This is a genomic window from Ferrovibrio terrae (assembly GCF_943372915.1).
Lineage (GTDB): Bacteria > Pseudomonadota > Alphaproteobacteria > Ferrovibrionales > Ferrovibrionaceae > Ferrovibrio > Ferrovibrio terrae_A.
Genome location: NZ_CALSAN010000002.1, coordinates 99,435 through 123,012 on the forward strand (window position 1 = coordinate 99,435; position 23,578 = coordinate 123,012).

General features: G+C 64.5%; 27 protein-coding genes. 7 read left to right on the forward strand and 20 right to left on the reverse strand.

The window, feature by feature from the left end; translation table 11 throughout:
- Nucleotides 1-154: 154 nt before the first annotated feature.
- From AAG821_RS01945 to AAG821_RS01975, 7 genes are all read right to left on the reverse strand, one after another.
- Nucleotides 155-760, reverse strand: coding sequence for a hypothetical protein (locus AAG821_RS01945; RefSeq protein WP_341915732.1), 606 nt, complete (start codon nt 758-760; stop codon nt 155-157).
- Nucleotides 757-1,947 carry a M48 family metalloprotease gene (locus tag AAG821_RS01950; RefSeq protein WP_341915731.1) on the reverse strand — a complete coding sequence of 397 codons (1,191 nt, stop codon included), beginning with the start codon at nt 1,945-1,947 and terminating at the stop codon, nt 757-759. The genes AAG821_RS01945 and AAG821_RS01950 overlap by 4 nt, the downstream gene beginning before the upstream one ends.
- Complete coding sequence (locus tag AAG821_RS01955; protein WP_341915729.1) at nt 1,944-2,525, reverse strand: hypothetical protein; 582 nt, start codon at nt 2,523-2,525, stop codon at nt 1,944-1,946. The genes AAG821_RS01950 and AAG821_RS01955 overlap by 4 nt, the downstream gene beginning before the upstream one ends.
- A 241-nt stretch (nt 2,526-2,766) precedes the next feature.
- Nucleotides 2,767-2,961, reverse strand: coding sequence for a YqaE/Pmp3 family membrane protein (locus tag AAG821_RS01960; protein ID WP_341915728.1), 195 nt, complete (start codon nt 2,959-2,961; stop codon nt 2,767-2,769).
- Nucleotides 2,962-3,149: 188 nt separating this feature from the next.
- Nucleotides 3,150-4,118, reverse strand: a complete 969-nt coding sequence (gene mdh / locus AAG821_RS01965) for a malate dehydrogenase (protein ID WP_341913596.1) — start codon at nt 4,116-4,118, stop codon at nt 3,150-3,152.
- A gap of 184 nt (nt 4,119-4,302) precedes the next feature.
- Complete coding sequence (locus AAG821_RS01970; RefSeq protein WP_341913598.1) at nt 4,303-5,064, reverse strand: SDR family NAD(P)-dependent oxidoreductase; 762 nt, start codon at nt 5,062-5,064, stop codon at nt 4,303-4,305.
- Nucleotides 5,065-5,151: 87 nt separating this feature from the next.
- The gene (locus AAG821_RS01975) at nt 5,152-5,901 is read right to left on the reverse strand and encodes an ABC transporter substrate-binding protein (protein ID WP_341913600.1); all 750 of its coding nucleotides are present in this window, start codon (nt 5,899-5,901) and stop codon (nt 5,152-5,154) included.
- Between AAG821_RS01975 and AAG821_RS01980 the strand changes: the two genes are divergently transcribed.
- Both AAG821_RS01980 and AAG821_RS01985 read left to right on the forward strand, forming a co-directional pair.
- Nucleotides 5,900-6,376: a YkvA family protein gene (locus AAG821_RS01980; protein ID WP_341913602.1), complete on the forward strand. Its 477-nt coding sequence runs from the start codon at nt 5,900-5,902 to the stop codon at nt 6,374-6,376. The genes AAG821_RS01975 and AAG821_RS01980 overlap by 2 nt on opposite strands.
- 36 nt (nt 6,377-6,412) lie before the next feature.
- A complete protein-coding gene (locus AAG821_RS01985) occupies nt 6,413-6,832 on the forward strand; it encodes a hypothetical protein (RefSeq protein WP_341913604.1) in 420 nt (139 codons plus the stop codon).
- Between the two features lie 17 nt (nt 6,833-6,849).
- On the opposite strand, the gene AAG821_RS01990 is transcribed toward AAG821_RS01985, so the two are convergent.
- The 7 genes from AAG821_RS01990 to AAG821_RS02020 form a co-directional block, all read right to left on the reverse strand.
- Nucleotides 6,850-7,536: a class I SAM-dependent methyltransferase gene (locus AAG821_RS01990; RefSeq protein ID WP_341913606.1), complete on the reverse strand. Its 687-nt coding sequence runs from the start codon at nt 7,534-7,536 to the stop codon at nt 6,850-6,852.
- A 4-nt stretch (nt 7,537-7,540) separates the two neighbouring features.
- Nucleotides 7,541-8,005 carry an Rrf2 family transcriptional regulator gene (locus AAG821_RS01995; RefSeq protein WP_341913607.1) on the reverse strand — a complete coding sequence of 155 codons (465 nt, stop codon included), beginning with the start codon at nt 8,003-8,005 and terminating at the stop codon, nt 7,541-7,543.
- A 134-nt stretch (nt 8,006-8,139) separates the two neighbouring features.
- Nucleotides 8,140-8,742, reverse strand: coding sequence for a YbaY family lipoprotein (locus AAG821_RS02000; protein WP_341913609.1), 603 nt, complete (start codon nt 8,740-8,742; stop codon nt 8,140-8,142).
- A 213-nt stretch (nt 8,743-8,955) separates the two neighbouring features.
- Complete coding sequence (locus tag AAG821_RS02005) at nt 8,956-9,462, reverse strand: hypothetical protein (RefSeq protein ID WP_341913611.1); 507 nt, start codon at nt 9,460-9,462, stop codon at nt 8,956-8,958.
- A gap of 3 nt (nt 9,463-9,465) precedes the next feature.
- Complete coding sequence (locus tag AAG821_RS02010; RefSeq protein ID WP_341913613.1) at nt 9,466-9,846, reverse strand: DUF6152 family protein; 381 nt, start codon at nt 9,844-9,846, stop codon at nt 9,466-9,468.
- Nucleotides 9,847-9,961: 115 nt separating this feature from the next.
- A complete protein-coding gene (locus AAG821_RS02015; protein ID WP_341913615.1) occupies nt 9,962-10,612 on the reverse strand; it encodes a 3-oxoacid CoA-transferase subunit B in 651 nt (216 codons plus the stop codon).
- Nucleotides 10,613-10,632: 20 nt separating this feature from the next.
- Nucleotides 10,633-11,334 (reverse strand): CoA transferase subunit A, encoded by a 702-nt coding sequence (locus AAG821_RS02020; protein WP_341913617.1) that lies wholly within the window; start codon nt 11,332-11,334, stop codon nt 10,633-10,635.
- A gap of 426 nt (nt 11,335-11,760) precedes the next feature.
- On the opposite strand from AAG821_RS02020, the gene leuA reads away from it, so the two are divergent.
- Both leuA and AAG821_RS02030 read left to right on the forward strand, forming a co-directional pair.
- Entirely contained in the window at nt 11,761-13,452 is a 1,692-nt protein-coding gene (gene leuA, locus AAG821_RS02025; protein ID WP_341913619.1) for a 2-isopropylmalate synthase, read from the forward strand.
- A 208-nt stretch (nt 13,453-13,660) separates the two neighbouring features.
- Nucleotides 13,661-13,999, forward strand: coding sequence for a P-II family nitrogen regulator (locus AAG821_RS02030; protein ID WP_290811128.1), 339 nt, complete (start codon nt 13,661-13,663; stop codon nt 13,997-13,999).
- Nucleotides 14,000-14,071: 72 nt separating this feature from the next.
- On the opposite strand, the gene AAG821_RS02035 is transcribed toward AAG821_RS02030, so the two are convergent.
- The 4 genes from AAG821_RS02035 to AAG821_RS02050 are packed head-to-tail and all read right to left on the reverse strand — an operon-like array spanning nt 14,072 to nt 16,804.
- Complete coding sequence (locus tag AAG821_RS02035) at nt 14,072-15,001, reverse strand: zinc ABC transporter substrate-binding protein (protein WP_341913621.1); 930 nt, start codon at nt 14,999-15,001, stop codon at nt 14,072-14,074.
- A gap of 1 nt (nt 15,002) precedes the next feature.
- On the reverse strand, nt 15,003-15,878 hold the full coding sequence (locus AAG821_RS02040; protein WP_341913623.1) for a metal ABC transporter permease: 876 nt from the start codon (nt 15,876-15,878) through the stop codon (nt 15,003-15,005).
- Between the two features lie 3 nt (nt 15,879-15,881).
- A complete protein-coding gene (locus AAG821_RS02045) occupies nt 15,882-16,655 on the reverse strand; it encodes an ABC transporter ATP-binding protein (RefSeq protein ID WP_341913625.1) in 774 nt (257 codons plus the stop codon).
- Nucleotides 16,652-16,804: a hypothetical protein gene (locus AAG821_RS02050; protein ID WP_341913626.1), complete on the reverse strand. Its 153-nt coding sequence runs from the start codon at nt 16,802-16,804 to the stop codon at nt 16,652-16,654. The genes AAG821_RS02045 and AAG821_RS02050 overlap by 4 nt, the downstream gene beginning before the upstream one ends.
- Nucleotides 16,805-16,956: 152 nt before the next feature.
- On the opposite strand from AAG821_RS02050, the gene AAG821_RS02055 reads away from it, so the two are divergent.
- On the forward strand, nt 16,957-19,071 hold the full coding sequence (locus tag AAG821_RS02055) for a PBP1A family penicillin-binding protein (protein ID WP_341913628.1): 2,115 nt from the start codon (nt 16,957-16,959) through the stop codon (nt 19,069-19,071).
- Nucleotides 19,071-20,108: an alpha/beta fold hydrolase gene (locus AAG821_RS02060; RefSeq protein WP_341913629.1), complete on the forward strand. Its 1,038-nt coding sequence runs from the start codon at nt 19,071-19,073 to the stop codon at nt 20,106-20,108. The genes AAG821_RS02055 and AAG821_RS02060 overlap by 1 nt, the downstream gene beginning before the upstream one ends.
- On the opposite strand, the gene AAG821_RS02065 is transcribed toward AAG821_RS02060, so the two are convergent.
- Nucleotides 20,105-21,319, reverse strand: a complete 1,215-nt coding sequence (locus tag AAG821_RS02065) for a multidrug effflux MFS transporter (protein ID WP_341913631.1) — start codon at nt 21,317-21,319, stop codon at nt 20,105-20,107. The two genes, AAG821_RS02060 and AAG821_RS02065, sit on opposite strands and share 4 nt — an antisense overlap.
- Before the next feature lie 9 nt (nt 21,320-21,328).
- Nucleotides 21,329-21,955: a SprT family zinc-dependent metalloprotease gene (locus AAG821_RS02070; RefSeq protein WP_341913706.1), complete on the reverse strand. Its 627-nt coding sequence runs from the start codon at nt 21,953-21,955 to the stop codon at nt 21,329-21,331.
- Nucleotides 21,956-22,179: 224 nt separating this feature from the next.
- Between AAG821_RS02070 and ugpB the strand changes: the two genes are divergently transcribed.
- Complete coding sequence (gene ugpB, locus AAG821_RS02075; RefSeq protein ID WP_341913633.1) at nt 22,180-23,532, forward strand: sn-glycerol-3-phosphate ABC transporter substrate-binding protein UgpB; 1,353 nt, start codon at nt 22,180-22,182, stop codon at nt 23,530-23,532.
- Nucleotides 23,533-23,578: the final 46 nt, after the last annotated feature.

Sequence of the window (23,578 nt, forward strand, 5' to 3'; positions counted from 1 at the left end):
TTCAGGTTCGCTGGGGTTCGCTGGGGTTCATTCAATTCACGCCTGCATCGCCGGCCCGGCAATGCTCGTAAATAAGAACATTATAGCAACATTCTGGGCAAAAGGAAAGCCGGGCAGTCACCCGCCCGGCTTCTCGATGCTTTGAGGGCGAAGATCAGCCGGTGATGCGAGCCGATTCAATGATGCGTTTCGCGCTGGCGAGCCGCGCCGGGTAGTGATGCAGCTTGGTGCCAGAGAAGAAGATCAGATAAAGCCTGCCGTCCTTCACCGTGGCATAGCCAATGCCGGAGCGGTCGACTTCATCCTTGGTCACATAATGGAAGTCGAATTTAAAGCCGCTGGTGCCGCCGAAGGTGGCCCCTTCGATATTGCTGCCCTTGGCAATCGTGGTCTGCGAAATCTTGGCGGTTGTCGCCTCCCACAATTCGACGATCTCCGTCGCCGTCATGCCATTGCGGAAGATCAGCGCGTTGTCCTTGGTGGTATCGCCCTGCACCTTGACCACCGGCTGGCCATCTTTGACACCGCCGATGAAGAGCATGCCGTTAAGCGACGGGCCATCGACCGTCCAATAGGCCAGCGGCGCGCTGCTTTCCAGCCGCAGCTGGTTCACCTTGTTCCAGGCGATATCGGCATCGACACGGAAGTTGGCAACGTCATTCGTCGAGGCCGGCACCAGGGAGAACGGCGCGCAGGCCGCAATGATCAAGAGAAGCGCGAGAACGGCGCCGTGGCGAGCGTGTTTTATAAACCGGGTCATGCTGCTTTTTCCATATAGCTGGTAATGATCGCCCGATCCTCGGCGTCCGGCCGCAGATCGAGGTATTTCCGGAATGACTGCACAGCGGCATCATGGCGGCCGTCACGTCGCTGGATGAGCCCGAGCGAACGCCAGGCCTGCGGCGGCGGATTGGCTGCCTGCACCGAACGCTCATAGGTGGTCTCTGCCAGCTTGAGGTCGTCCTTGCCTTCGCGGAGGCGGTAGATTTCCGCCTCGCAATATATCAGTTCGCCATCGCCCGGCGTTTCCTTCTGCAAGCGCTGGATCAACACCAGGCTGCGGTCGTACTGGCGCAGGCGAAGTTCGTCTTCCAGCATCATGAAGCGGATCGATCGGATCTTCTCACGATAGCGGTCGGCAAAGCCCTCGCCGCCATTGCCCAGTTGCTCGGCTTTCGCCTTCAGCGTCGCCATGCGTTCCTGCTCGGCGGGATGGCTGGCAAACATCAGGCTCTGCGAACGGCGATCCTTGTCGGCCTCGGATTCGTCGATCAGTTGCTGCCAAATCTCCGAAGCTGCCATGGGCCGGTATCCCGCCTTGGTCATCAGCGTGACACCGACATCGTCGGCTTCGCGCTCATGTTCGCGGCTATAGGCAAACATGCCAGCGACCAGCATCAGATTGGTCAGGTTGCCGACGGCGCCAACGCCGGCGGCTGCCAGCCCCATGTTCAGAAACACGCTGAAATCGTTGCGTGCCTTGGCATCGCGGAAGCGGGAGAGCGAATGACGCTGGGTGTAATGCCCGATTTCATGCCCAAGCACGGCGGCCAGCTGCGCCTCGTCCTTCGCGCGCAGCATCAGGCCCGTCCAGACATTCATCATGCCGTTGGGGTACATGCTGGCATTGAAATACGGCGTGCGCAGCAGATAGACCCGCATATCCGCATGAAATTCAGGACTGAGCCGCGTGATGATCTCTTCGAGATAGCGGTTCAGCTCCGCATCGCGGATGCGATAGCGCGACCGCGCCGTCTCGCGCTCGATCTTCTCGACGCTATGCCACAGGCCTCCCTCGTCTGTCCCAGCCGAGGGGCGATATCCCGCTGCCAGCGGCGGCTCGTTGCCGGTGGTGGCATTGCAGGCGGTCAGGCCGACCAGCGAGCAGGCGCACAGGCCGCGCAGCACATGCCTGCGGCTTGGCGCCCTGCGGGCGGAGGCAATCATTTGGGTAGCTGCGCCAGCAGATTCTGCGCAGTATTGGCTGCACCCTCGGCATTACGCAGATCGCCACTGCCACGGGCCAGCAGGTTGAACCAGACGACATTGCCGGTATCCAGTTCCACCAGAGAGGCGAACCCGAGTTGCTGGCCGCCCGGCAGGGCGACGCCGAAGGCCGCGGCAGCCAGGAACATTGCCACCGCCCGGCCACCGCTGGTGTAACTATCGCGCACCCAGACGAACAGGGCGTAATCCGCTTGATAGGTTTCCTTCAGCGCTTTGGCGGCCGGTCCGATGCTCCACTCAAAAGCGCCGTTCTTGTTCGGCAGTGCAGCCTGCGGGTTGTACTGATGCAGCAGAATGGAATTGCCCACCACGCCATGCAGCTTGATCAACTGATTGGCGAGATCGGCCTTGGCCTCATCGGTCTTCGCATCCTCGAAGACCGCCATCTGGATGTCGCGGGCCTGCTTCTCATTGCGGAGCGCATCCAGCAGCAGCTTGTTGGCTGTTTCGGTCCAGTCTGCCCGCAATTCAGGCGTTCCACCCGCCGACAGCGACGACAGCTCGACGTCGAGTGGCATCAGGACCACTTTCGGGGCCTGGCCTTCGGCGCGGTTCATGGTCGTGGTGAGTTGATGCGTGCGTGTATTACACGCGGCGAGCGCAAGGATAAGCGCTGCCGAAACAATAAGGTTGCGCAAAGTCAGTCCCCCAAATACCTACCCGCGAGTAGCCTAGCTAAACTGTGCAGGAAAATGCAACAGCTTATAGTTGAGTTTTCTGAGACTGGTGCGGTCGATCCAGGCAGACTTGACTGGGCGATTACACGGATCGCCCTGTCGCCTTCTCGATCTGCTTGGCGGTGTTGTACTGGCTGAGGGAATAGACCGCCCAGAGCGCGGCCGGAATCCAGCCGATCAGGGTAACCTGCAGGATCAGGCAGAGGATGCCGGCAATCGGCCGGCCGATGGTGAAGAACAGCAGGAAGGGCAGGAAGATCGCGATCAGCAGGCGCACTTCGGAGTCTCCGAGCGGTTGAGTCGGAGGGAGTATAGCAAAAATAAGAGCTCTCAACCCCACCCTCTCCCACAAAAGCGGGAGAAGGAGGGGCCCGCGTCAGCGGTAGGGTGAGAGTCTCTGAGAATCAAAAAACGGCGCGCCGGTTGCCCGGCGCGCCGCCTGTCGAACGCTGATGCGTTGAAGGCTTACTTACCCAGGCTCGGATCGATCTGCTTGCAGGCGTCGACCAGGCCCTTCACGGCATTGGCCGAATGCTCGAACATCTTCTTCTCTTCGGCATTCAGCTCGATCTCGACGATCTTCTCCACGCCATTGGCGCCGATCACCACCGGCACGCCAACATACATGCCGGTCTGGCCATACTTGCCCTTGTCGAGCCAGGCGGCACAGGGCAGCACCCGGCGCTTGTCCTTCAGGTAGCTCTCGGCCATCTCGATGGCCGACGAGGCCGGCGCGTAGAAGGCCGAACCGGTCTTCAGCAGCGCCACGATCTCGGCGCCGCCATCGCGGGTGCGCTGGATGATCTTGTCGATCTTCTCCTGCGTCGACCAGCCCATCTTGATCAGGTCGGGCACCGGGATGCCGGCGACGGTGGAATAGCGGATCAGCGGCACCATGGTGTCGCCATGGCCGCCGAGCACGAAGGCGTTCACGTCGTTGACCGAGACGTTGAATTCCTCGGCCAGGAAATGACGGAAGCGGGCGCTGTCGAGCACGCCGGCCATGCCGATCACCTTGTTATGCGGCAGGCCGCAGACTTCGCGCAGCACCCACACCATCGCATCGAGCGGGTTGGTGATGCAGATGACGAAGGCACCCGGCGCATGCGCCTTGATGCCGGCGCCGACGGCCTGCATGACCTTGATGTTGATGCCGAGCAGGTCGTCGCGGCTCATGCCGGGCTTACGCGCCACACCGGCGGTGACGATGATGACATCCGAACCGGCGATGTCGGCGTAATCCTGGGTGCCCTTCAGCTTGGCGTCGAAACCTTCGACGGCGCCGGCCTGGGCCATGTCGAGCGCCTTGCCCTGCGGCAGGCCTTCGACCACGTCGAAGATGGTGATGTCGCCCAGTTCCTTCATACCGGCCAGCAGGGCCAGGGTGCCACCGATATTGCCGCCGCCGATCAGGGCGATTTTCTTGCGCGCCATAGGGAAATCCTCCGGAATTGCATCAGTCTTGGGGTGGGAAATGGTCGGCCCAAGGGGTAGCGGGAATCGCTGAGCCCGGCAAGGCTCCGGGGCCCTCCGAAGGCCGAACACCGCCGGATTCTGCGCAAACAAAAAGGGCCGCCGGTTCTCCCGGCGGCCCCTGTATTTCCAGACCGTAAACCGCTTAGCGCGGCGCCATGCGGAGGGCGCCGTCGAGGCGGATGGTCTCGCCGTTCAGCATGGTGTTCTCGCAGATATGCTTGGCCAGCGCGGCATACTCTTCCGGGCGGCCGAGCCGCGAGGGGTAGGGCACCGACTTGCCGAGCGACTCCTGCGCATCCGGCGGCAGGGCGAACATCATCGGCGTGCCGAACAGGCCCGGCGCGATGGTGCAGACGCGGATGCCGAACTGGGCGAATTCGCGCGCCAGCGGCAGCGTCATGCCATGCACGCCGGCCTTGGACGAGGCATAGGCCGGCTGGCCGATCTGGCCGTCGAAGGCAGCGACCGACGCCGTGTTGATGATGCAACCGCGTTCCTTGTCGGCCATCTCCGGCTGCTGCTGCATGTGATGCGCGACCAGGCGGATCATGTTGAAGGTACCGATCAGGTTGATCTGCACGACCTTCACAAACTTCTCCAGCGGCACCGGGCCATCCTTGCCCACCGCCTTCATCGGCGTGCCGACGCCGGCGCAGTTGACCAGCACGCGCACCGGGCCGACCTTGGCGACGGCTTCCTTGACGGCGGCCTCGCCGCCCGGGCCGTCGACCACATCGCACTTGATCGCCACGCCGCCGATCTCCTTGGCGGTCTGTTCGGCCAGCTCGACATTCATGTCGAGCAAGGCGACCCTGGCGCCGGCCTTGGCCAGCTCGCGCGCGGTGGCCGCACCCAGACCCGAGGCACCGCCGGTGATGATCGCGCCTACGCCCTTGAGATCCATGGAACACTCCCTTTGATCGTTATATATCGTAACTATTCCGGGCGGTGGTTATAACCAATCGCCCCGGATTTGGCTACGATCTGGCCTTTATTGCAGCAACAGGCGCTCGTATTCGTCGCTGGCCCGCAGCCGCTGCAGGGCATCGTTGAACCGGCCGATCAGGCCGACGGCATCGGGTCGCTGGTGCGGCACGATGAAATGAATCTCGGTGACCCCGAAGGGCAGATCGCTGAGCGGCCGGATCGTTGCCGACAGTCCCACCTTGGCAACCAGCGCGCTGCCGATGCGCTCGTCCTGCACAAAGAAATCCGCGCGGTCGGCCACGATCATGTTGGGACAGCTTGCGGCACTGCCCGGCGTCACGCGCTCGACCTGCCGCTGCTCGATCATCACCTGCAACTCGGCCGGCGGCGCATAGCCCAGCGCGACACAGACCCGGCGGCCCTGCAGATCGCGCGGACTGCGATAGGCAAACGGCCGCTCGGTCGACATGAACACCACCTGGCGCAGGCGGATCAGCGGTTCGGAATAGAGAAAATCGCGCTCGCGCTCGGCGGTGCGCACATAGGGGAAGGTGGCATCAAAACGCCCGCGCAGGGTTTCTTCATAGCCCCGCCGCCAGGGCTGGAACTCCAGCGTGGCGGTGGCGCCCATGCCACGGATCACGCGCTGCACCAGGATGGTGGCGAGGCCGCCGCCGGGCAGGCGGGAGTCGGCAAAGGGCGGGTAGTCGTCGCCCGTCACCAGGGCGAGCGGCATCCCGGTCTGCGCCTGGGCCAGTTGGACCAGACCCAGCGCCAGGAGCGCCGCAAACCCGGCGATTGACCGCAATCCCATGACCGGCAAAGCTTTTCCCCTGCTGCCCTGGCTCAGTTATGGCACAGCCCTGCCCGGCTTGCAGCGTCAATCGGGACTCCCCATATGTCCCGGCATGAGCCTCGACCCCAATCCCCTCGCCTTCCAGGTGCCGGCCGATCCCGCCCGCCTGCGGATCGAACAGCCGCGCCTGGCCAAGCGTTTCTGGCGCAAGCTGAAAAAGACCATCAGCTATCTGCCCGGCGCGGCCACCTTCCTGGCGGCCTTCTACGCGGCCATCGACCCAAAAACCTCGACCATGGCCAAGGCCGTGCTGTTCGGGGCGCTGGGCTATTTCATCGTGCCGGTGGACTTCATCCCCGATATTTTCGGCGCCCTGGGCTATGGCGACGATCTCGCCGTGATCCTGGCCGCGATCAAGGCGGTCGATTCCAGCATTACCGACGCCCATCGCGAACAGGCCCAGGCCCAGCTCGACAAGCTGCGGCGCGGCTGACACCACGCACATTTGCGCCTGTGCTAGGCTCGGGCCATGCGCCTGCCCCTGTCCATTGCCCTGCTGATCTCGAGCGCTGCCCTGGCCGCAGACCTGCCGGCGCCTCCGCTGCAGTTCGCGGCCGATACCGTGCTGGCCGGCGGCCATGTGCTGGCCGAGGCGGTGGAACTGCCGGCCCGGCCTGGCCCGGTGGTACTGACGCTGCACGAGGGCGCGGCGCTGCGCTGGCATGTGGTGGTGGAGAACGGCGAGACGCGGCTGCTGCAGCCGGACGGGCGCTGGGCGGCGAAGGCGGAATATTATCACGGCAGCCGCAACGGCCGGCCCGCCTGCCTGATCTACCAGACCATCATCTCGCCGGACTGGGCGACAAGAGGCGTCGACAAGCCAGGCGGGGCCGATTTCACGCCGGCGGATGACCGCATCTATGCCTTCCGTGAAACGCCCTGTCCGTGAGTCAGGGCTGTCCGACTTCAGGCACAGGCGACCCAGCCGCGCCAGTTGAAAGCGGCATAAAACATGGCGACATTCGAAAAGCCTGCATCGCGCAGGATGGCTTCGTCCTGCTCGGGCGTCAGCATCGGCAGGTGCGCGTCGACTGTCGCGACCATCTTTTCCACCTGCGCGGGCTCGGCGCCGGACGCGCGCGCGAAGGCGCCGTACCGCGACAGCCAGAGCGGACGGGCACCGCTGTCCTGCGGAAAGCTGATATGCGCTGCCACGAACGGAGCGCCGGGTTTGAGTCGCCGACGAAGCTGGGCGAGCGTGCGCCTGCGCTCTTCCGGCGCCAGGAAGTGCAGGGTCAGAAGACAGGTTGCGGCATCGAACGGGCCCAGGGGCGCATCATCGATATATCCCTCGCAAAACGTGACGCGCGCCGCATCTGACCCCAGCAGGCGTTTCGCCTCGGTCAGCATGGCACCGGCCGGATCGACGCCGACAAAGCGCCACTCCGGCTGTGCGGCAGCCAGGGCCTTCAGCTCAAGGCCGCCACCGGCCCCCAGCACCAGTACATGAGCGTGGTGCGAAGCGCGCTCGGCGAGCAGTATCGCCGTCATGCGATGCAGATCGGCAAAGCCTGGTATGAACCGCTGCGGGCCCTCGCCATACCGTCGGGCATGCTCGGGGTCGCTGAAGGATGCGAGCAGGGCTTGCATCATTTGGTCATCCGGCATGAACCGCCTCCAGATCGTAAGATCGCCTGCGACCGGCCAGCCGATTTTGAAAGTCATCGCGGAGTTGTGCGAGCGTCACCGAGGCGAAGCGCGACAGCAGCATCGCTTCGGCCTCGTCGAAGGCGCGGCCGAGCGCAGCGTTGACGGCCTGCTCAACCAGGCAGCCCGGCGCTTCGGTTCGGTTGCCCATCGCCAGCAGCGACGGCTCGCCGAGCGCCTCGTAGACATCCCGCAAGGTGAGCGTCGAGAGGTCGCAGGCCAGCGTCCAACCGCCGCCATGGCCTTTTTCCGAGCGCACATAGCCGCGTTCGCGCAGCCCCGCCATGGTCTGTCGGATCACGACCGGGTTGGTCTGCATCGCCCTGGCAAGCATTTCGGATGTGGCCGGCGCATCCCGCTGCGCCATATGCAGCAGCACGTGAAGCACACCTGACAATTTGCTGTCCCGTTTCATGTAATATCAATTATTACATGAAACGGGACAGGTCAACACCCGGCGTCGAGCCAGATACAAAAGATCAGGGCCCGCCTCCCTGACACGGGAGACGGGCCCAGACCTTCAACTGGCAGGCGGTCAGCGCTTAGCGCTTAGCGCACCGGCTGCAGGATGATGGTGCCTGGCGGCGGCGCGGCCGGAGCCGGCTGCACATAGTAGGTGCCCGGGGTGGCCGGCGCCTGCTGCACGATCACGGCGCCGGTCGGCGTCGTGGTCGTGGTGGTGGTCTGCTGCACCACAGTACCCGGCGCCGGCTGAACGGTGGCGACCGGCTGCGGCACGAAGACCGCGGCGACCTGCTCCAGCTCGATGTTGACATGGCCCATCGGCGCCGTCTTGGTCAGCACCGGATAGACCTTGCTGTTGCGGAACATGACGCGACCGCCCTGCTCGATCCAAGCATTCACCACATAGGTGGCGTTCGGATTGATCGCACTGCGGTCATAGGGCAGCTGGAACGAGGTCACGGCCATGCTGTTCGGAACGATACGCTGCTCCGAGACAACACTGGGATAGGACTGGCCGCGGCTGATGTCTTCCAGCCGCACGACGACCTGGGAGTCGGCCGGCAGGATCAGGCGCTCGCGATACGAAACCGTGCCGCCGACCGAATAGGTCTGCGACGCGCAGGCAACGACAGAGGTGGCGGCGATGGTGGCCGCGGCAAGCATGAAGAATTTGCGACGCGCGATCATGATTTTCTCCTTATGACCAGGCTGGAGCGCGCACGTCCGCTAGATTGACCTGATGCAGGCCTGTCGCGTCCGCCGTGTCCATGCCGGGGTTCCCGATCTGGGTGGCAGACAACAAACGCGCACCGGTTCCTGCGGTTCCGGTCCGCTGCAATGATCGTTTTTTTGTCTCAACCGGGACTGGGCCGCGAATTGCGGCCAAATCGCGGCGCTGGCCTAGAGATAGGCGATCAGGCGTCCGCCGATGATGGCGCCGCACCAGGCCAGCAGCGAGACCGCAGCGCTGACGCGGGCGATGGCGGGAACAGCACCACCCGCCATATCATCTCCATGGCGCGTCATGCTGCGCCATGGCCCGAGGTGGAAGACGGCCGCGTTGAGCAGGCCGATGGCAACACAGGCCAGCTTGACCTGAAACGCCGGGTTGACCGCGATGCTGGTCGCCTCGGTGGTGAACAGCAGAAAGCCGCTCGGCGCGGCGATGAAAAAGCCCAGCATGGCCAGCGGCACGGCATGATGGGCAAAGGGCGCGACCGGCAGCAGGCGCGTGAGGCCGAGCAGGCGCAGGTCGAAGCCGATAATGCTGCCGACCAGCAGCACGAATCCCAGGATATGCACCACCTCGACAGCGGGATAGAGCACCATCGACTGCCGCATGGCGGCGCCAAGGCCGGACTGTTCCAGCCCGACCAGCCAGGGATGTGCGGAGGCGGCGTGCTCCAAGATTCAGCGCAGCTCGACGGTGACGCCGTTATGGGTGATGCGTTCGGCCCGCATCTCGTTCGGCGTCACCCGGCTGGGATAGCCCACCGCGACGACGCGGTCGCCGACCTTGATATCGGCGACCGGCTTGCCGCGATTGGCCATGCGATAGGGCGGCGACAGCGTGACCTGCCAGGTCTTGTCGGCGGTCTTGAGCAGGAATTCGGCATGGGGATTGTCGGGCGTGATCTTCTCCACCGTGCCGTCCAGTGTCAGCACCGTGGTGGAGTCATACGAACCCCAGCCGTGATGGGCGAGTGCTGCCCCCACAATGCCGGTGAGCGCGAGCTTCAGCACAAGGCCGGCGGCGAGCAGTTTGCGATGGCGGAACAGGAAGGCACGCATGGGGGTTCTCCGGTCCGGACGGTCGTTGCAGTCTCCTAGGTAGGATGGCGGCAGGCAACAAAAAAGCCCCGGCAGTCGCCTGCCGGGGCCTTCGGTCGCGGGAATTTGACCGCGTTTACTTGGCGGAAGCGGCCACGGTGTAATCCGCGCCGGTCTTTTCCCTGAGTTCTTCCAGCGTCACGCCGGGCGCGCGCTCGATCAGCACCATGCCGCCACCCTTGCGGTCGATGGTGAAGACCGCGAGATCGGTCACTACCATGTCGACCACGCCGGCACCGGTGAGCGGCAGGTCGCAGCGCTTGAGCAGCTTCTTCTCGCCGTCCTTGGAATTGTGTTCCATGACGACGACGACGCGCTTGACACCGGCGACCAGATCCATGGCGCCGCCCATGCCCTTGACCATCTTGCCCGGGATCATCCAGTTGGCCAGATCGCCATTCTCGGCCACCTGCATGGCGCCCAGGATGGACAGATCGATATGGCCGCCGCGGATCATCGCGAAGGACTGATCGGAACCGAAGAAGCTGGAATGCGGCAGTTCGGTGATGGTCTGCTTGCCGGCATTGATCAGGTCGGCATCTTCCTCGCCCTCATAGGGGAACGGGCCCATGCCGAGCATGCCGTTTTCCGACTGCAGCACCACATCGACGCCATCGGGAATGAAGTTCGATACCAGCGTCGGGATGCCGATGCCGAGGTTGACGTAGAAACCGTCCTTCAGCTCTTTCGCTGCACGGGCGGCCATTTCATCGCGGGTCCAAGCCATGATGCGTATCTCCTCTGGGCTCAGGCGCGCTTACGCACGGTGCGGTTTTCGATCACCTTGGTATACGGCGCGCCCAGGATGATGCGCTGCACGTAGATGCCAGGCGTATGGATCTGGTCGGGATCGAGCTGGCCGGGTTCGACCAGTTCCTCCACTTCCGCCACCGTGATCTTGCCGGCAGTCGCCATCGCGGGATTAAAGTTGCGCGCGGTCTTGCGGTAGACCAGGTTGCCCGCCGTGTCGCCCTTCCAGGCCTTCACCAGCGAGATGTCGGCGACCAGGCCGGTCTCCATGATGTAGCGCTCGCCGTTGAAGACGCGCTCTTCCTTGCCTTCGGCGATCAGGGTGCCGACGCCGGTCTTGGTGAAGAAGGCCGGGATGCCGGCGCCGCCGGCGCGGATGCGCTCGGCCATGGTGCCCTGCGGGTTGAATTCGAGCTCCAGTTCGCCGGCCAGATACTGCTTGGCGAAGATCTTGTTCTCGCCGACATAGGACGAGATCATCTTCTTGACTTGGCGGGTCTCCAGCAGCTTGCCCAGGCCGGCGCCATCGACGCCGGCATTGTTGGACACGCAGGTCAGGCCCTTCACGCCGCTGTCCATCAGCGCGTCGATCAGCCGTTCCGGCAGGCCGCAGAGGCCAAAACCGCCGCACATCACCATGATATTGTCGCGGACGATGCCTTCGAGCGCCGCCTTCGCATTGGGGTAAACTTTGTTCATGCGCCTCTTCCCAAGACCGTGGGTTCGGGGATCCAAGTCCCTGAAACGCGGGGACATTAGCGGTGCGCCAGCCCCCCGGCAACGGCTGACTTGACGCGGCGCCGCATGACTGGCAATTTGTTGGGGATATGAACAAAACCGCCCGACTGAGCAGCCTCCTTCTTATCTGCCCGATCCTGTAAGCAGGGTCGGGTCGTCCGAAGACGCGCGCGCAGTCCTATAACGGTCGTTTTGTCCATGTTGATCTCGCCTCACACCACTGCCTCATCTTCACGCACTGCGGTTTCTGCGGTGCCGGTTCTGATTCCCAGCCTCCTGACGCACCTACGACTTACTGACGGCTGCTGAACAGCGGGCCTCTGTCAGCGGCCGTATCAGGCCCAAGTCGAACCGAACCATCCGTATTTTCGCTTCAGGAGCGAAGTCATGAACAAGATGAATTTCCACAAATACCGCCCCTTCCCGCCGATCAACTTGCCGGATCGGACCTGGCCCAGCAAAACCATCACCAAGGCGCCGACCTGGTGCAGCGTCGACCTGCGCGACGGCAACCAGGCGCTGATCGAGCCTATGGGGCCCGAGCGCAAGATGCGCATGTTCGACACCCTGGTGAAGCTCGGCTTCAAGGAGATCGAGGTTGGTTTCCCGTCAGCCTCGGACACCGATTTCAGCTTCACGCGCCAGATCATCGAGGACAAGCTGATCCCCGATGATGTGACCATCCAGGTGCTGACCCAGTGCCGGCCGGAACTGATCACCCGCACGTTCGAAGCCCTGAAAGGGGCCAAGCGGGCCATCGTGCATTTCTACAACTCCACCTCCACGCTGCAGCGGCGCGTGGTGTTCGGCCTCGACCAGGCCGGCATCACCAAGATCGCCACTGACGGCGCCCGGCTGGTGAAGGAACTGGCGGACAAGGCACCCGAGACCGACTGGGTGTTCCAGTATTCGCCGGAAAGCTTCACCGGCACCGAGATCGATTACTCGATCGAGATCTGCGAAGCGGTGATGGACGTGATCAAGCCGACGCCGCAGAAGAAGATCATCTTCAACCTGCCGGCCACGGTGGAGATGAGCACGCCCAACATCTATGCCGACCAGATCGAGTATTTCCTGCGCAAGGTGAAGAATCGCGACTGCATCATTCTCTCCCTGCACCCACATAACGACCGCGGCACCGGGGTTGCGGCAGCCGAGCTGGGCGTGATGGCCGGCGCCGACCGCGTGGAAGGCACACTGTTCGGCAATGGCGAGCGCACCGGTAATGTGGACGTGGTGACGCTGGCGATGAACCTGTTCAGCCAGGGTGTGGATCCCGAACTGGATTTCACCGACATCACGGCCGCGGCCCGTACAGCGGAATACTGCAACCAGCTGCCGGTGCATCCGCGCCATCCCTATGTGGGCGAGCTGGCCTTCACCGCCTTCTCGGGTTCGCATCAGGATGCGATCAAGAAGGGCATGGCAGCGCAGGCCCAGCGCAACGACAAGATCTGGGAAGTGCCCTACCTGCCGATCGATCCGGCCGATGTGGGCCGCGCCTACGAACCGGTGATCCGCATCAACAGCCAGTCCGGCAAGGGCGGCATCTCCTACGTGCTGGAAACCGATTACGGCCTCGAACTGCCGCGCCGGCTGCAGATCGAGTTCAGCCAGGTGATCCAGCGCATCGCCGATGGCACCGGCAAGGAAATCTCGCCGCAGCTGATCTGGGACACCTTCCAGGACGAGTATCTGGTCCAGCCCAAGGGCCGCTTCGGCTTTGCCAGCCACCGCACCCTGCCCGACCCGCATCAGAGCGAGCGGCGCAGCCTGACCGCCAGCGTGCAGGACGGCGGCAAGGCCATCGAGCTGGAAGGCCATGGCACCGGGCCGATCGATGCCTATATCGACGCGCTGAACCGCCATGCCGGGGTGTCGATCAACCTGATCGACTATCGCGAGCATGCCATCGCGCCGACTGCGGCCAATGGCGGCGCCTCCTCGGAAGCGGTGGCCTATGTCGAGATCAAGCGGGCCGATGGCACCACCCTGTTCGGGGTAGGCCGTGACCGGAATATCGTCGCAGCCTCCCTCAAAGCGGTCACCTCGGCGGCCAATCGGCTGCTCGCCAGTTAAGGAGATTCACTGCCTAATCTTTCGGCAGGGCGCCGCGTTTCGGGCAGAAACCCGCGACGCGGCCTTCCCTGTCGGTGCTCCCCCCGGCTAAAGTGGCGAGAGACTCGGGCCAGACAACCGGCACGGTTCTTGAAGGGTGGGAGTGGCGACGACGCGCCGTGCGGGCAACGATCCTGACTGCGGCCAACAACGCTGAGGAGTGAGACACATGAAACTGGTCATGGCAGTCATCAAGCCATTCAAACTCGATGAGGTTCGCGAGGCGCTTACCAGCCTCGGCGTCGAGGGCCTGACCGTCACTGAGGTGAAGGGGTTCGGCCGGCAGAAGGGCCATACCGAAATTTACCGTGGTGCCGAATACGCCGTTAGCTTCCTGCCGAAGGTCAAGATCGAGGTGGCGGTGAAGTCCGCCCTCGCCGATCGGGTGATCGAGGCGATCCAGAACGCCGCCAAGACCGGCCAGATCGGTGACGGCAAGATCTTCGTGGTCGACCTGGAGAAAGCACTGCGCATCCGGACCGGCGAGACCGACGACGACGCTCTGTAAGAGAGCCTCAGGTTTCCCAGACACCGGCCCGGCTGTCGCAAGACCGCCGGGCCGTTTCTTTTCAGCCAGCCGCTAACTGTCGCGCTTCATCGCCTCGATGAGCCGCGTGATGTTCAGGCGATACATCGCCACGAAGCTGTCGGCCTCGCCACCGGGCGGCGACAGCGCATCGGAATAGAGCCGGCCACCCACCTTCACCTTCGCCTCGCGCGCGATCTGCTCGATCAGCCGCGGATTGGCAATATTCTCGAAGAACAGCGCCTGCACCCGTTCGCGCTTGATCTGCCGGATCAGTCGCGCCACGGCGTCGGCCGAGGCTTCGGCATCTGTGTTGACGCCCTGCGGTGCCAGGAATGCGATCTGGAACCGCTCGGCCAGATAGCCAAAGGCATCATGCTGGGTGATCGCCTTGCGATGGGCCACCGGCAACGAGGCAAACTGCGCCACCGCCCAGGCATCCAGCGCCTTCAACTCGGCTGCATAGGCCGCGCCGCGCTGGCGATAGGCGTCGGCATGAGAGGGATCGGCGGCGGCAAGACCGGCCGCGATGGTGGCGACATAGGTCTGCATGCGCGGCAGATCGTGCCACAGATGCGGATCATCGACGGTACCGGCTTTGGTGGCGGGGCCGTGATCATGGCCATGGTCATGGCCGGCATGGCCGCCCATGCGGCGCGGTTTGATGCCCGTGCTGGCGACGATGCGCGGCCCCTTGAAGCCCGATGCCGCCACCAGGCGATCGAGCCAGGGTTCGAAATTCAGGCCATGCGACACCAGCAGCGCCGCGGTGGCGACCCGGCGCGCATCGCTGGGCGTCGGCTGGAAGACATGCGCATCGCCCATGGCCGGCACCAGCGTCGCGACCTCGACCCGGTCGCCGCCGACCTGCGCCACCACATCGGCCAGGATCGAGAAGCTGGCGATCACCTGCAGCTTTGGTTGCGCCCGGACCGGAGCGGAGATCAGGAGCATGACCGCTAGGATCGCGAAGATGTGGCGCATCTCAGGCCTCCAGATGGCGACGACGATGCCAGAGCAGCAGCAGGCCATGGCGGCCGAAGCCGAGCGACAGGATATAGGCCGCACCGGCGAACAGCACGATGGCGGGGCCGGACGGCAGGTCGGCATGGAAGGACAGCAGCAGGCCGCAATAGCCTGAGAGCGCGGCGATCAGTGCCGCCACCAGCATGCCGGCGACGAAAGACCGGCACCAGTAGCGCGCCGCCAGGGCCGGCAGCATCATCAGGCCCACCGCCATCAGGCTGCCCAGCGCCTGGAAGGCCGCGACCAGGTTGACCACAACCAGCCCCAGGAAGATGAAATGATACAGTGTGCCGCCCCCGGGCTGCACGCTGCGCAGGAATTCCGGATCGAAGCCATCGGCCAGCAGCGGGCGGTAGATCACGGCAAAGACCAGCAGCGTCAGGCTCGCCACCGCGCCAAGCAGCAGCAGGGCCGCCTCGTCCACCGCCAGCACCGAGCCGAACAGGATCTGCATGACATCGACGGCAGATCCGCGCGTGGAGATCAGCGTGACGCCAAGCGCCAGCGCGATCAGGTAAAAGGCGGCGAAGCTGGCATCCTCGCGCTGGTCTGTGGCGCGGGTTGCCGCACCCGCCAGCAGCGCTACGATCAGGCCGGCGATGACGCCGCCAACGCTGATCGCCGGCAGCGAGAAGCCGGCCACCAGGAAGCCGATGGCCGCGCCGGGCAGGATGGCGTGGCTCATCGCCTCGCCGAACAGGCTCATGCGCCGCAGCATCAGCACCACGCCGATCGGCGCGCTGCCCAGGGCCATGGCAAAACAGGCGACCAGCGCCCGCCGCATGAAGGCAAACTCGGCAAACGGACCGAACAGGAAATCATAGGCTGCGGTCATGGATCAGGCCGCGTGATGGTGATCGTGATGATCATCGACCGCGCAAAGCGGCGCGTCTTCGTCCCAGGACTCCGCCATCTGCCGCGCGGCCAGCTGGTTTTCCGGCGTCAGCACATCCTCGACACGGCCCCAGGCGATCAGGCGGCGCGCGAGATAGACCGCCTCGGGGAAGGACTGCCGCACCAGATCGAAATCATGCAGCACGGCAATCACCGTGCGCTGTTCCGCATGCCAGCGCTGCAGCAGCGCCAGCAGATCGGCGATAGTGCGCGCATCCAGGGCATTGAACGGTTCGTCCAGCAGGATGACACGGGAATCCTGCACCAGCACGCGGGCAAACAGTGCGCGCTGGGCCTGGCCGATGGACAGCGTGCCGAGCGGACGCTGCTCGAATCCTTCGAGACCGACGGCGCTGAGCGCCGCGCGGGCCGCCTCGATGCCCTGCCTACCGATGCGGCCGAAAGCGCCGGCGCGCTGCCAGTGACCGAGCAGCACCAGTTCCAGCACGGAAATCGGGAAGCCGCGGTCGAGGCTCGACTGCTGCGGAAGGAAGGCGATGTCGCGGGCTTTCAGCGGGCCGCGTTCGATGCTGCCGGCCGCGACCGGCAACTGGCCGACGATGGCCTTGAGCAGCGTCGACTTGCCGGCACCGTTAGGGCCGAGGATGGCGGTGAGCGAGCCGGGCGCGAAACGGCCGCTGACATGATGCACCGCCGGATGACGGTCATAGGCCACCGTCACATCGGTGAGGCGGATTTCACCGGCGGGAATCATCATTCGGTCCCTAAAGCCCAGGCGATTGCGGCCCAGAGCACGGCGATCAGCGGCAGCAGGGCGGCCATGCGCAGGCCCACCCCGGCGGTGAGCACGGAGATCGGCAAGTCGAAGGCAGGCCGGTGGCGGTCGGCGTGGCGGTGGGCGGGCATATCGGTTGATCCTTGATGTTATCTTATAACATGCATCATTCACCGCCCGTCAACCCGCCATGCCCTAAACCGGTCACATTCCGCTGCCAAACCCCGAACCGGCCGGCATCCCCGGCGTTTCCTGTGTTCAGACAACCGAGTTTTCCCCGTCCATGGCCCGTTCGCCGCGTCGCAGCCCGTCCCCGAAAAAGACCTCCACAGGCCGCCGTGGGCGCGCCTCGCCTCTGGCGCGGCTCAGACAGGCCCTGGCCGGCAATGGCAGCGGCGGCTGGTTCAGCCGGCTGGCCCGGCTGGGCCTGGTGGTCGGCATCTGGGGTCTGGTGGTGATCGGCGGGCTGTTCGCCTATTACGCCTATGACCTGCCCGATTTCGACGACCTCTATATCGTCGAGCGCAAAAGCTCGGTGACGCTGAAGGCCGCCGACGGCATGGTGCTTGCCACCTATGGCGATCTCTATGGCGAGCATCAGGCACTGAAGCTGCTGCCGGCGCATCTGCCGCAGGCGCTGATGGCCACCGAGGATCGCCGCTTCTATTCGCATTTCGGCATTGACCCGCTCGGCCTGGCGCGCGCCACCTTTGCCAACCTGCGCGCCGGCCGCACCGTGCAGGGCGGTTCGACCCTGACGCAGCAGCTGGCGAAGAATGTCTTCCTCAGCCCGAACCGCACGCTGAAACGCAAAGTCCAGGAGCTGATGCTGGCCTTCCGGCTGGAGCAGAAATTCAGCAAGGACCAGATCCTGGAGATGTATCTCAACCGCGTCTATTTCGGCGCCGGGGCCTATGGCGTGGAAGCCGCGGCGCAGCGCTATTTCGACAAGCCGGCGACGAAACTGACGCTGGGTGAATCGGCCATGCTGGTCGGCCTGCTGAAAGCACCGTCGCGGCTGGCGCCGACCGGCAATATCAAATCGGCGCAGACCCGCGCCGCCCAGGTGCTGCGCAACATGGCCGAGGCCGGCTACATCACTGCGGACGCGGCCGAGGCGGCCATTGCCAAGCCCACCCAGCTGGCGCGCTCGCGCCTGCCGCTGCCCAATGCGCGCTATTTCGCCGACTGGGTGATCGACGAGGTGTATCAGCAGGTCGGCCGCGACCATCCCGACCTCACGGTGTGGACCACGCTGGACAGCCGCCTGCAGGGCAGCGCCGAGCGCTCGATCGGCACCCTGATGGATCGTGAGGCCGAGAAGCAGGATGTCGAGCAGGCCGCCCTGGTGACGCTGTCGCCCGATGGCGCGGTGCGCGCCATGGTCGGCGGCCGCGACTATCTCGACAGTTCGTTCAACCGCGCCACCCAGGCGCGCCGCCAGCCGGGCTCGGCCTTCAAGCCGCTGGTGTTCATGACCGCGCTGGAGCAGGGCATCCGTCCCGATGACCAGTTCGTTGACGGACCGATCGACATCGCCGGCTGGAAGCCGCGCAATTACGACGGCCAGTATCACGGCACCATGACCCTGCGCGACGCGGTGGCCCGCTCGATCAATACCATCGCCGTGCAGGTGGATGAAAAAGTGGGCCGCGACAAGGTGATCGAGACGGCCCGCCGCCTGGGGATAACCAGCGACCTGAAGCCGCATCCCTCGCTGGCGCTGGGCGCCTTCGAGGTCGGCGTGCTAGAGCTGACCGCCGCATATGCCGCTTTCGCCAATGGCGGTTATGCGGTACAGCCATACGGCGTGATCGAGATCCGCGATAATCAGAATACGGTGCTGTTCCGTCGCGATACCGGGGGGGCTTACGCGCATATGATCAACGGCGAAGTGCTGGGCGATCTCAACGATCTGCTGCGCGGCGTGGTCGAACGCGGCACCGGTCGTGCGGCGCAGATCGGCCGCCCGGTGGCGGGCAAGACCGGCACCACGTCTGATTACCGCGATGCCTGGTTCATCGGCTACACGCCGGATCTGATCTCTGCCGTCTGGGTCGGCAACGACGACAATTCACCGACCAAGAAAGTCACTGGCCCGGGCCTTCCGGCGCAGATCTGGAAAAGCTTCATGGCCGATGCGCTGAAGGGCCGGCCGGTCAGCGAGCTGCCGCAGCCGCCCAGCCGCAGCTTCAGCCTGCCCTCGCTGTGGGACCGCATCGTTGGCAGCTTCGGCAGCAGCCCGGTGCAGGCGCGCCAGCCGGCGGCCATACCGCCACCGCCGCGCAGCGTGATCGAACCCGCCGCGCCGCCACCCAACCAACTGGCGCCAAACACACAGCAAACCGCCGAACCGCAGATGATCTGGCAGGTCGGCCCGCAAGCGGTGCGCCCATAATGCTGCGACGGCTGGCGCTCCTGCTCTGCCTGTTCGGGATCGGTATCGCCGATGCGCAGGCGGTTGACGGCGTGACCAACCAGCAGATCAGTTTCACCTCCAATGACGGCAGCATCCTGGCCGGCACGCTGACCCTGCCGGCCGGCACCACCGAGAAGGTGCCCGCGCTGGTGCTGCTGCAGGGCAGCGGCCCGACCAACCGCGACGGCAACCAGCCGCCCGTGCTGCGCACCGACCTGCTGCGCCAGATCGCCGAGGGCCTGGCGCTGAAGGGCATTGCCACGTTGCGCTATGACAAGCGCGGTCTGCCCGCCAACGCGGCCAGCATCCCCGCCGATCCTGCGGACTATGCCAGCTATTTCGACTGGGGCCGCTTTGTCGACGATGCTTATGCCGCCTATGCCTTCCTGCGCGCGCAACCCATTGTGGATATGGCCAAGACCGGCTTCCTCGGCCATTCCGAGGGCGGCCTGATCGCGCTCGATCTCACCAGCCGCCTGATCGCGGCAGAACAACCGGCTTTCCTGATCCTTGCCGCTACCCCCGGGCGCCCCCTGGGCCAGGTGCTGCAGGATCAGATCGCATTCAAGCTGACTGAGCAGAAGGCCAGCCAAGCGCAGCGCAAGTATTTCCTGAGCGAGAATGAGCGTATTATCAAGGCGATCCGCGAGACGGGGAGGATACCCGACAATGTGCCACCCGGCCTCGCCCCGCTCTATTACGCCGCGTTTCTTGGTCCCTTCCTGCAATCATGGTTCAAGCTGGAACCCGCCATGCTGGCGGCGAAATATGCCGGGCCGGTGCTGCTGATCCAGGGCGATGCCGATATCCAAATTTCGTCAGAGCGCGATGCACTGGCGCTGGATCGCGCGCTGCAGCAGCGCGGCAATGACGACCACGCGATGATCGTGCTGCCGCGCACCAGCCATAACCTGAAGCCGCTGCAGGGCGACAAGGATCCGGGTTTCGAGGGCGAGATCGATCCGCAGCTGACCGGGCGGATCGCCACCTGGCTGCTCAGCAAGATGGTGCCTTAACCGCCGGTCGACTGCTGGCGCCGCACGATCAGCAGATAGCTCAGCACTGTGGCCAGCCCCATGGCGGCAATCGCAATGCTGAGCGGCAGCGCGGTGTCGTTCAGCGCATGGCCGACGACGATGCCGCCGATGGCACCGAGCGTCATCTGAATGAAGCCCATCAGCGACGCGGCCGCACCCGCCATCTGCGGAAACGGCTGCAAGGCGCCGGCCTGACCCTGCGGCATGGTGAGACCGACCCCCATGGTGAAGAGCATCATCGGTCCGATCAGGCTGAACCAGTGCCCGCCGCCTGTCCCCCAGATCCAAAGCTGCAGCAGCACCATGCTTGTGCCACCCAGCGCGCAGAGACCGGCGCCCAGGAACAGCATGCGGTCGACGCCCAGCCGTCGTGTCAGCCGCACGCCGATAAAACCGCCGGCGATATAGCCGACCACGATCAGCAGGAAGCAGTAGCCAAATGTCGTCTCGTCGATGCCGAAAACCGTGCGCAGCGTAAACGACGAACCGGAGATGAAAGCGAACATGCCGCCGTATGAAAAGGCAACGCAGGCGACGTAACCGCGGAAGCCCGCATGGCGTGCCAGCAGGGCGAAGTTGTGCAGCATCGGGCCGATCCGGGTGGCCAGCGGATTGCGGCGCTGGTTGCTCTCCGGCAGGAAGACCAGCACGCAGAGGCCGAACAGGGCGCCCGCCGTGGCCATGGCATAGAAATTCGCCTGCCAGCCGAACCAGCTGTGCAGATAGCCACCCAGTATGGGCGCCACTGCAGGCGTCAGGCCGAGCACCATGGCCATGGTGGAGAGCGCATGGGCCGCGGCCGGACCTTCATAGAGGTCGCGGGCGATGGCACGGCCCAGCACCACGCCGGCACAGGCACCCAGTGCCTGGCCGAAGCGCCAGAGGATGAGCCATTCGATACTGGTGGCGAAGGCACAGCCAATCGAGGCCAGGGTGTAGATCACCACGCCAGCCAGCAGCACCGGCCGGCGGCCATAGCGGTCCGAGACCGGGCCGTAGACCAGCTGCATCACCGCGAAGCCGGCGAGGAAGACGCTGAGCGTCAGTTGCACCGCCGCCGCGTCAGTACCGAACAGCGTGATCAGCACCGGCAGCGAGGGCAGATACATGTCGGTGCTGAGCGGCCCGAGCGCGGTGGCACAGCCGAGCAGGAAGACCAGGGCAGATGAATCGCGTGACAGCGGCCGCATGCAGCCGGCTCAGCCGTGCAGATGCAGGGCAGCGCCGTGCCGGCGCAGCCAGATGCGGGCCGCGCGCAGCTCGCTGTCGCTGCCGAGCAGCCGGGCGCACAAGCTCCAGAACGCGGTGCTGTGATCCATATGCTTCAGATGCGCCACCTCATGGGCGACGAGATAGCGGCCGATGGCAGGCGGCGCCAGCAGTAACCGCCAGGAGAAAGACAGGTTGCCATGGGCGGAGCAGCTGCCCCAGCGGCTCTGGGTGTCGCGCACGGTGACGCGGCGGACCTGCACGCCGATGCCGGCCGCCATCTCGCGCGCGGTCTGGCCGAATTCCTCGCGGGCGCGGCGCTTCAGCCAGTCGCGCAGACGGCGCGGCAGATGCTCGACCTGGCCGGTCACATGAATTTCATTGCGCTCGATCCAGACGCCGCCGCGCGCCGCCGGACGATGCCGGATTGTGTGCGGCGCACCATAAAGCGGCAGCACCGCTCCATCATGCCAGGGCTGGGATTCCGGCCTTTCTTCCTGCCGGGCCAGAATCCAATCCACCTGTTCGGTGACAAATTGCTGCCCGGATTTCAGACTTGCCCGAGTCGGCAGCACAAGGACGACTGCCCCATCTCTGGGCATTACTCGCAGCAGCATACGGCGGGCCCTGGAGTCGCGCTTGACGAGAAACGGGAAACTGACCGCCCCGACGGTCAGGCTATCGGGGCCGATTTCCACAGCGGCAGAATAAGGCTTGGTCAACACCCGCCCCTTGTCATATAACCGTAATAAATCTTACGTGCGAACGTCATCGTAGGAACCATAAAAAAAGTCGGCCACCCGACTCAGGGCGGATTTTCTTTAGCACTGGAGACTGAACAATGAAATCGACAGGGAAACTCGCGCGCGCCGCGTTCGCGCTGCTGGCTGGCACTGCCATGGCCTTCAGCGCCGGCGGCGCCTTGGCGCAGGCCAAGGACAATCGCATCGAGCTGCAGTGGTGGCATGCGATGACTGGCGCCCTGAACGAGCGCGTCAATGAAGTGGCCGACGGGTTCAACAAGGGCCAGGACAAGTACAAGGTCGTTGCCGTCAACAAGGGCAGCTATCCCGAAACCCTGACCGCCGCCATGGCCGCCTTCCGTGCCGGCAAGGGCCCGCATATCGTGCAGGTCTTCGAAGTCGGCACCGGTACGATGATGGCCTCGCGCGCCGCGATCAAGCCGGTGTATGAGCTGATGGCCCAGAACGGCTACAAGTTCGACCCCGGCTCCTACATCAGCTCGGTGACCGGCTATTACAGCACCTCGGACGGCAAGATGCTGTCCTATCCGTTCAACTCCTCGACTCCAGTGATGTATTACAACAAGGACGCCTTCCAGAAGGCTGGCCTTGACCCGAACCAGCCGCCGAAGACCTGGCAGGAATTCGAGCCGATGCTGAAGAAGCTGAAGGCTTCGGGCAGCACCTGCCCGTTCCAGACCAACTGGCAGACCTGGGTGCAGCTGGAGAATTTCTCCGCCCTGCATAACGTGCCGTTTGCCACCAAGTCGAACGGCTTCGATGGCTTCGACACCGAGCTGAAGTTCAACAGCCCGCTGCATGTCCGCCACATCACCCAGCTGCAGGCCTGGATGAAGGACGGCCTGATGGTGTATGGCGGCCGCAAGAACGAAGCGAATGCCAAGTTCGTTTCGGGCGAATGCGCCATCCATATGGAAAGCTCGGCCGGCTACGCGACCTTCGCGCGTGGCGCCAAGTTCAAATGGGGCATTTCGATGCTGCCCTACTACAGCGACGTGCAGGGCGCGCCGCAGAACTCGATCATCGGCGGCGCCTCGCTGTGGGTGCTCGGCAAGCACAAGGCCGAAGAATACAAGGGTGTTGCCCAGTTCTTCGACTACCTGTCCTCGACCGAGAACCAGACCTGGTGGCACAAGAATACCGGCTACCTGCCGATCACCCCGATGTCGTATGAAGCCACCAAGCAGCAGGGCTTCTATGCGGCCAATCCGGGCACCGACACCTCGGTACAGCAGATGATGCTGAAGCCCCCGACCAACAACTCCAAGGGCCTGCGCCTGGGCAACTTCGTGCAGATCCGCGACGTGATGGACGAGGAGCTGGAAGCGGTCTGGTCGGGCAAGAAGTCGCCCAAGGAAGCCCTCGATACTGCCGTGGAGCGTGGCAACCGCCTGCTCCGCCAGTTCGAGCGCGACGCCAAGCGCTCGTAATGAGCTGATTCGGTCCTCTTAACGGAAGCCCGCGCCTTGACTTTGC

Excerpts from the sequence above, each read along its gene's own strand:
- AAG821_RS01945 (WP_341915732.1), bottom strand. The coding sequence starts at position 760 with ATGACCCGGTTTATAAAACACGCTCGCCACGGCGCCGTTCTCGCGCTT.
- AAG821_RS01950 (WP_341915731.1), bottom strand. The coding sequence starts at position 1,947 with ATGATTGCCTCCGCCCGCAGGGCGCCAAGCCGCAGGCATGTGCTGCGC.
- AAG821_RS01955 (WP_341915729.1), bottom strand. The coding sequence starts at position 2,525 with ATGCCACTCGACGTCGAGCTGTCGTCGCTGTCGGCGGGTGGAACGCCT.
- mdh (WP_341913596.1), bottom strand. The coding sequence starts at position 4,118 with ATGGCGCGCAAGAAAATCGCCCTGATCGGCGGCGGCAATATCGGTGGC.
- AAG821_RS01970 (WP_341913598.1), bottom strand. The coding sequence starts at position 5,064 with ATGGATCTCAAGGGCGTAGGCGCGATCATCACCGGCGGTGCCTCGGGT.
- AAG821_RS01980 (WP_341913602.1), top strand. The coding sequence starts at position 5,900 with ATGACCGGCAAAGCTTTTCCCCTGCTGCCCTGGCTCAGTTATGGCACA.
- AAG821_RS01975 (WP_341913600.1), bottom strand. The coding sequence starts at position 5,901 with ATGGGATTGCGGTCAATCGCCGGGTTTGCGGCGCTCCTGGCGCTGGGT.
- AAG821_RS01985 (WP_341913604.1), top strand. The coding sequence starts at position 6,413 with ATGCGCCTGCCCCTGTCCATTGCCCTGCTGATCTCGAGCGCTGCCCTG.
- AAG821_RS01990 (WP_341913606.1), bottom strand. The coding sequence starts at position 7,536 with ATGATGCAAGCCCTGCTCGCATCCTTCAGCGACCCCGAGCATGCCCGA.
- AAG821_RS01995 (WP_341913607.1), bottom strand. The coding sequence starts at position 8,005 with ATGAAACGGGACAGCAAATTGTCAGGTGTGCTTCACGTGCTGCTGCAT.
- AAG821_RS02000 (WP_341913609.1), bottom strand. The coding sequence starts at position 8,742 with ATGATCGCGCGTCGCAAATTCTTCATGCTTGCCGCGGCCACCATCGCC.
- AAG821_RS02010 (WP_341913613.1), bottom strand. The coding sequence starts at position 9,846 with ATGCGTGCCTTCCTGTTCCGCCATCGCAAACTGCTCGCCGCCGGCCTT.
- AAG821_RS02015 (WP_341913615.1), bottom strand. The coding sequence starts at position 10,612 with ATGGCTTGGACCCGCGATGAAATGGCCGCCCGTGCAGCGAAAGAGCTG.
- AAG821_RS02020 (WP_341913617.1), bottom strand. The coding sequence starts at position 11,334 with ATGAACAAAGTTTACCCCAATGCGAAGGCGGCGCTCGAAGGCATCGTC.
- leuA (WP_341913619.1), top strand. The coding sequence starts at position 11,761 with ATGAACAAGATGAATTTCCACAAATACCGCCCCTTCCCGCCGATCAAC.
- AAG821_RS02030 (WP_290811128.1), top strand. The coding sequence starts at position 13,661 with ATGAAACTGGTCATGGCAGTCATCAAGCCATTCAAACTCGATGAGGTT.
- AAG821_RS02035 (WP_341913621.1), bottom strand. The coding sequence starts at position 15,001 with ATGCGCCACATCTTCGCGATCCTAGCGGTCATGCTCCTGATCTCCGCT.
- AAG821_RS02040 (WP_341913623.1), bottom strand. The coding sequence starts at position 15,878 with ATGACCGCAGCCTATGATTTCCTGTTCGGTCCGTTTGCCGAGTTTGCC.
- AAG821_RS02045 (WP_341913625.1), bottom strand. The coding sequence starts at position 16,655 with ATGATGATTCCCGCCGGTGAAATCCGCCTCACCGATGTGACGGTGGCC.
- AAG821_RS02050 (WP_341913626.1), bottom strand. The coding sequence starts at position 16,804 with ATGCCCGCCCACCGCCACGCCGACCGCCACCGGCCTGCCTTCGACTTG.
- AAG821_RS02055 (WP_341913628.1), top strand. The coding sequence starts at position 16,957 with ATGGCCCGTTCGCCGCGTCGCAGCCCGTCCCCGAAAAAGACCTCCACA.
- AAG821_RS02060 (WP_341913629.1), top strand. The coding sequence starts at position 19,071 with ATGCTGCGACGGCTGGCGCTCCTGCTCTGCCTGTTCGGGATCGGTATC.
- AAG821_RS02065 (WP_341913631.1), bottom strand. The coding sequence starts at position 21,319 with ATGCGGCCGCTGTCACGCGATTCATCTGCCCTGGTCTTCCTGCTCGGC.
- AAG821_RS02070 (WP_341913706.1), bottom strand. The coding sequence starts at position 21,955 with ATGCTGCTGCGAGTAATGCCCAGAGATGGGGCAGTCGTCCTTGTGCTG.
- ugpB (WP_341913633.1), top strand. The coding sequence starts at position 22,180 with ATGAAATCGACAGGGAAACTCGCGCGCGCCGCGTTCGCGCTGCTGGCT.